The 5,279-nt window shown below is 59.7% G+C and carries 9 protein-coding genes; 8 read left to right on the forward strand and 1 reads right to left on the reverse strand.

Going from position 1 to position 5,279, the window contains the following annotated elements; genetic code table 11:
* Positions 1-451, reverse strand: a 451-nt coding sequence (locus tag ABJF10_RS29070; protein ID WP_348548105.1) for a peroxidase family protein, incomplete at its 3' end; no start/stop codon positions are given.
* A 153-nt stretch (positions 452-604) separates the two neighbouring features.
* Here ABJF10_RS29070 and ABJF10_RS29075 point away from each other — a divergent pair.
* The 8 genes from ABJF10_RS29075 to ABJF10_RS29110 form a co-directional block, all read left to right on the forward strand.
* Positions 605-1,483 carry a LysR substrate-binding domain-containing protein gene (locus ABJF10_RS29075; RefSeq protein WP_348548106.1) on the forward strand — a complete coding sequence of 293 codons (879 nt, stop codon included), beginning with the start codon at positions 605-607 and terminating at the stop codon, positions 1,481-1,483.
* A 77-nt stretch (positions 1,484-1,560) separates the two neighbouring features.
* Complete coding sequence (locus ABJF10_RS29080) at positions 1,561-2,178, forward strand: carbohydrate binding domain-containing protein (RefSeq protein WP_348548107.1); 618 nt, start codon at positions 1,561-1,563, stop codon at positions 2,176-2,178.
* Between the two features lie 149 nt (positions 2,179-2,327).
* A complete protein-coding gene (locus tag ABJF10_RS29085) occupies positions 2,328-2,849 on the forward strand; it encodes a DUF3828 domain-containing protein (protein WP_348548108.1) in 522 nt (173 codons plus the stop codon).
* Positions 2,850-2,949: 100 nt separating this feature from the next.
* Entirely contained in the window at positions 2,950-3,315 is a 366-nt protein-coding gene (locus tag ABJF10_RS29090) for a hypothetical protein (RefSeq protein WP_348548109.1), read from the forward strand.
* Positions 3,316-3,715: 400 nt separating this feature from the next.
* On the forward strand, positions 3,716-3,946 hold the full coding sequence (locus ABJF10_RS29095; protein ID WP_348548110.1) for a hypothetical protein: 231 nt from the start codon (positions 3,716-3,718) through the stop codon (positions 3,944-3,946).
* Between the two features lie 43 nt (positions 3,947-3,989).
* Complete coding sequence (locus tag ABJF10_RS29100; protein WP_348548111.1) at positions 3,990-4,409, forward strand: hypothetical protein; 420 nt, start codon at positions 3,990-3,992, stop codon at positions 4,407-4,409.
* Between the two features lie 185 nt (positions 4,410-4,594).
* Complete coding sequence (locus tag ABJF10_RS29105) at positions 4,595-4,894, forward strand: hypothetical protein (protein ID WP_348548112.1); 300 nt, start codon at positions 4,595-4,597, stop codon at positions 4,892-4,894.
* Between the two features lie 197 nt (positions 4,895-5,091).
* On the forward strand, positions 5,092-5,279 hold a 188-nt coding region (locus tag ABJF10_RS29110; RefSeq protein ID WP_348548113.1), incomplete at its 3' end, for a hypothetical protein.

A 5,279-nucleotide genomic window follows, 5' to 3' on the forward strand; every position in this document is an offset into this window, starting at 1 on the left:
TCATCAAGTCGGCCCAGGAAATCTTCCGGCCATACTTCTGCTTGATCGGCCAGAGCAGGCGGCGCGCTTTATCCAGGCTCACGTTGTCCGGCCAGCTATTCAGCGGCGCATACCGCTGCTGCCCCCGGCCCCCGCCCCCGCGACCATCACCCGTGCGATAGGTGCCGGCGCTGTGCCACGCCATGCGAATGAACAAAGGTCCATAGTGGCCGAAATCCGCTGGCCACCAGTCCTGCGAATCGGTCATCAGCGCCGCGAGCTCCTTCTTCACTGCCGCCAGGTCCAGGCTCTTGAATTCTTCCGCATAGTTGAAGTCCGCGCCCATCGGATCGGACTTGGAGGAGTGCTGGTGCAGGAGGTCGACCTTCAACTGGGTCGGCCACCAATCGCGATTCGACGTGCCGCCGCCCGCGGCGACGTGATGGAAGGGGCATTTGGCTTCGGTGGACATAGGATTTTTTGGTTTGAACGGTTGAGTTGAATTCGGGAGCCCGCGGTCGGTCTTGGCCGCAAAGGGCAATGGGGATGGCCGCTATCAGACCAGATCGGGAACCATCGTTGAAATACTATTTTCCTTTCATTATCATAGGCCCTGCCTATGGAAATGAATCAGCTCCGTTACATGGTCGCCCTCGCCCGCACGGGAAACTTCTCCCGCGCCGCCGAGCACTGCCGCGTCTCGCAGCCTTCGCTCAGCCAGCAGATTCAAAAACTCGAAGAAGAGCTCGGCGAGCGCCTCTTCGACCGCCTGAAGCGCCAGACGAAGCTCACCTCCCACGGCGAAGCCTTCCTCCGCCGCGCCGTCCGCATCCTCGAGGAAGCGGATCTCGCCCTGCGTGAGGCGTCCCATGCCCGCAGCCTCTTGTCCGGCACCCTCACCATCGGCGTCCTGCCCACCATCGCGCCGTATCTTCTCCCCGAGACGATCGGCGCCTTCGCCCACAAATATCCCGGCGTCGGGATCGTCATCCAGGAAGACACCACCGCGCAGTTGCTCAAGCACCTCGCGACCTACGAGATTGATTTTGCCTTCGCCAGCAATCCGCTGGATGACCGCCGATTCGAGACCAGGGAACTCTTTGCCGAGGAACTGCTGCTCGCCCTGCCCCAGGCCCATCCCCTGGCTCGCCGGCGCACCATCCCCATCGCCGCCCTCAAAGGCGAACGATTGATCGTCATGAAAGAAGGCCATTGTCTCGGCGACCAGGTCCTGGGCTTCTGCGAGCAGCGCGACATGAAGCCCACCATCAGCTTCCGCAGCGCCCAACTGGAAACGATCCAGGCCCTCGTCGCCGCCGGCCTGGGCCTTTCCCTCATCCCCGCCATGGCCGCCCGCCTCAAGCGTCCCAAAACCCTCGAGTATCGCTCCCTCCAGTCTCCGCGACCCGAGCGAAAAATCCTCGCCATCTGGCCCCGGCAACGTTCCCTCGGCCGCGCCGCCAGCGCCTTCCTGGAGTTGATGTCCGCGCGGTTCCGCCGCTGACCGGACATGCCTTTTCGCGCATTAAACGTCGCCTCACCATTAGTCCGGCCCACAATCGCCACAAATCGCCCACCCCCATGAATAAGAAGCCCATCGGAAAATCCCGGCTGAAATCCCTGCACCTCCTTCTGCTCGCCGTGCTCCCCGCGGCCACCATCCACGCGGAGTCTCCTCACGCCGCCCCCACGACCGCCTTCCCATGGACTACAAAGGCCGAGGAGAAGAACCTCCTGGTCAACGGCAACTTTGAGCACGGCCTCGACCACTGGGAACTCATCGCCTTTTCGAAACACGGGAAAATGTCCATCGACACCGAGGAGCTTCACGATGGGAAGCCCACCCTGCGGATCGACAACGTCGAGGGCGATCACTCCTTCGTGCGCCAGATCCTGAAGGGAAAGTCGTCGAAGGCCCGCTACCGGCTCTCCGGCTACATCAAGACCAAGGATGTCGAGCCGGTGAAACCCGGCCGGGACGGCGCGGTCCTGATGCTGGGCATGTCGCTCGACATGACGTCCTCGATCCAAAAAACGACGCCCTGGACGAAAGTCACTTTCGATTTCACCCCCAGCCCAAAAACCCCGAATGAGATCCGCGTCGGACCGAGTTTGGGCGTCTACGCCCGTCCCGTGACCGGTACCGCGTGGTTTGCCGATTTGACGCTGACCGAGCTCGGCCCAACCGGGAAGAAATAGCCGTTGGAGGGCACCGCGCCGTCGGTGCCGCGCAAAGGACGGAGATCGTCAGCAACTGAGGCTTTCGTAATCGATCAGTGCCTATTGTTCCTCGCAAGTTTCGCATTGAAAACGGGCGCTCATCCCCAATCCTTTGCGACCTTCCCATTATGACCTTGAAACCCATCATTGCGGCGCTGGCCCTCTTCGCCTTCAGCGCGGGCGCCCAGACCCTTCGCGCCGAGGATTCACCCCGTCAATTCGTCCAGGAGTTCTACGAATGGTATGTCCCCATGACGCACCACACCCACTCCGAAGACGCGAGCAATATCGCCATCAAAAAGAAAAGCTCCGCCTTCAGTGCCGAACTCCTGCAGGCGCTGAAAGAGGATATGATCGCGTCGTCCAAGTCCCCCGGCGAAATCGTCGGCCTCGACTGGGACCCCTTCCTCAATAGCCAGTCGGATATCGACCGCTGCCTGCTCGGGAATATCACCTCCAAAAACGGCGCGTTCCGGGTCGAGATCTACGACGTGCTCGGGGGCAAGAAGGACAAAAAGCCCGCCATCATCGCCGAGGTCAAACAAGAGAATGGGCATTGGATCTTCGTCAACTTTTGGAACCCCGATGGCGGCAATTTGCTGAGCGAACTGCGCGCACTCAGCAAAGAGCGGAAGAAAACGCGGAAGTAATCCTGTTGCGACACGGAGCGCGGACCGAAAGTCCCTCGGCAATTCTGCAAACTGGCAAAACCGGGATGTAACGCGGCCTAATTCCCCGAAGACAACTCCCATGCGCATCGTCATCGAATTGCTGTTTCCGAAACGCCTCGCCCGGCTCTCCTATTTCGTTCGCACACTCCTCTGCAATGGCCTTCTCTTCTTTCTCCATCAGGATGTGTCGTCGGGAACTCCGATCGAAATCCTGGCCGTGATCCTCACGCTGCTCTATGCCGCCCTCTTCGTCATCTTGCCGCGCATTCGGGACACCGGCATGGGAGCGGGGTGGATCGTCCTGGCGTTCATTCCGCTTCTTTCCACCTTTCTGGGCATCGCGCTGCTCTTTCGGCGATCGAACTACCTGCAGAATCCACTTCAGCAACCCTTGGCCGGCGTGTCGTCCCCATCGACCCCCTTGCGGTCCGACGCCGAGGCATGACCTCAGATCCTTTTCAGGCCGCATGTTTTGGCGGATGGAATCAGGCAAACGCCAGCGGCGTTTAATCTATCCGCCCAAGGTTGCGAGGCGCGAGCTACCTTGCCGAATCAAGGACGGGAATCGCCGACCGACGCCGGAGGCGTCAAAGAGATTAGCCCCGGGTCGAGCGAGCTGGCGAGCGACCACCCGGGGTTCATCCCCCAAACCGAACACTCCAACCGTCCCGGCGTCAGCCGCATGTCTTCTGCGGGATGCAAGTGCGGATGAAAACGAGTGGTGGAAATGAAAATGCGGTCAGAAATGGGGGCCAGGCGAAACGCATGCTCCCTATTTCCCCGGCAGATTCGAAGATCCCACAAGAGACGTGACAGCGCATCTTACTCCCACAATGATCGCGGGCATGAAGAGCCCTCTGCAATGGTGGCTGCGGGCCATCCTCATCTCCGTCGTGCTGACCGCCCTTTGCATCGGCGGCGGCATCTATCTCACCGACATCGCGCTGAAAGGGCAACTGACGCCGGAGAAGGAGGCGACGATCAGCGAAACAATCGGCCAGATCGTCGGCTTCGGAGTCGTCGCCGTCTGGGTCCTATGCTTCGTTTTTCGGAAGAAGAGCCCGCCGCCATTCTAGAGCCGGCGACGCACTGCGAGATCGCCATTTTCACTGCACGATCATGAAGAGAACCCTCATCGCTCCGCTGTTTGTCGCCATCGGATACTGCGCCGTCTATCATCTCGGACAGCCGTTCGTCACGCGGAGCAGCTCGCTTTCCCATCTCTGGGCTACGGCGTTCTATCCGCTCCGACTGATTCAGTTTCGCCAACTCTATTCGGGAATTCTCATAGAGAGGGGCACGATTGAGCAAGACATCTCCGGAGATTGGGGACTTACCTACGCTGCGCCCAAGAAAGATCCCAGGAACGGAACCCTGACTCAGGGAATCCTATTCAGAGTTCCGGCGCATCTCTCCGCGACCGTCGCCAACGCCAAGGGCAAACTCGTCGACGTCGCCATCCGGAAGGAACTGGATTCCCAGAGCTTCAATGGCGCTAACTTCGTCTTGAACTCGATCACGGTTTCAGCATCGCAATGATGATCTCCCGCAGATGGGGCGCTGCGCGCCGATGATGACCCATCGCGTTGACGTATGTTACCGGCCTCTCGGATGACCTCATCGATGACCAGCATCACCTCACCCAAGCGCCAAAAGCCCACGTGACCGCCGCTCAATACACCTTGACCCGCTCCCGTCCGAGTACTCACTGAATGAGTCACGGTATGAAAACGATCCTCCTCGTTGGTGTCGTCGGAACACTCGCCTGGCTGGCCTTCACCCACCAGTCCGCCCTCACCCACCAGTCCGCCCTCACCCGCCAAGCACCTACAGTTACCCAGGCGCTCAAGCCAGTGCTCTACCCGACCCCCGCCATCGCGCAAGCGAGCACCCCGGATCCCAAGACCATCGAGCGCCGTAACGAAGCCATGCAAGCCCGCCAGGCCAAGCCAATCTCAGGCGCTTGGATGTACGAAGGTAGCACCGCCCTCGACCAACGCACCAAGCCTCGCGGCCTGCGTTGATCCAAAAAGTCTGCCCGGACATCCACCATGTCCCAAATACTCCTGGGAAAATGGGTGTCAGGCGACACTTTCTGACAGCCTGTCAATAATTGTCGCCTGACCCTTATTCCCTGACCTGACCCTATTCCCGTTTTTGATGTGGTTTAGGTGCGAAGATTGACTTTCCGCGTCCCATCGCGCAACGATCATCCTTTGGCATGGCCTTCGTTCATATCCTCAGCAACCTGATAATTCCCTTTGCCCTACCAAGGGAATTTGTTCCGGGATTTAGTATCGCACGGGCCACTGCGGAACAACTGGCGGAAATCAGGCCGCTGCTCATCGGCAGCATTGAGGTGCGCGAGATTTCTGGACCACAAAATAAGGAAATCAGCGATGATGGAAA

Source organism: Chthoniobacter sp. (assembly GCF_040003245.1).
Classification (GTDB): Bacteria; Verrucomicrobiota; Verrucomicrobiia; order Chthoniobacterales; family Chthoniobacteraceae; genus Chthoniobacter.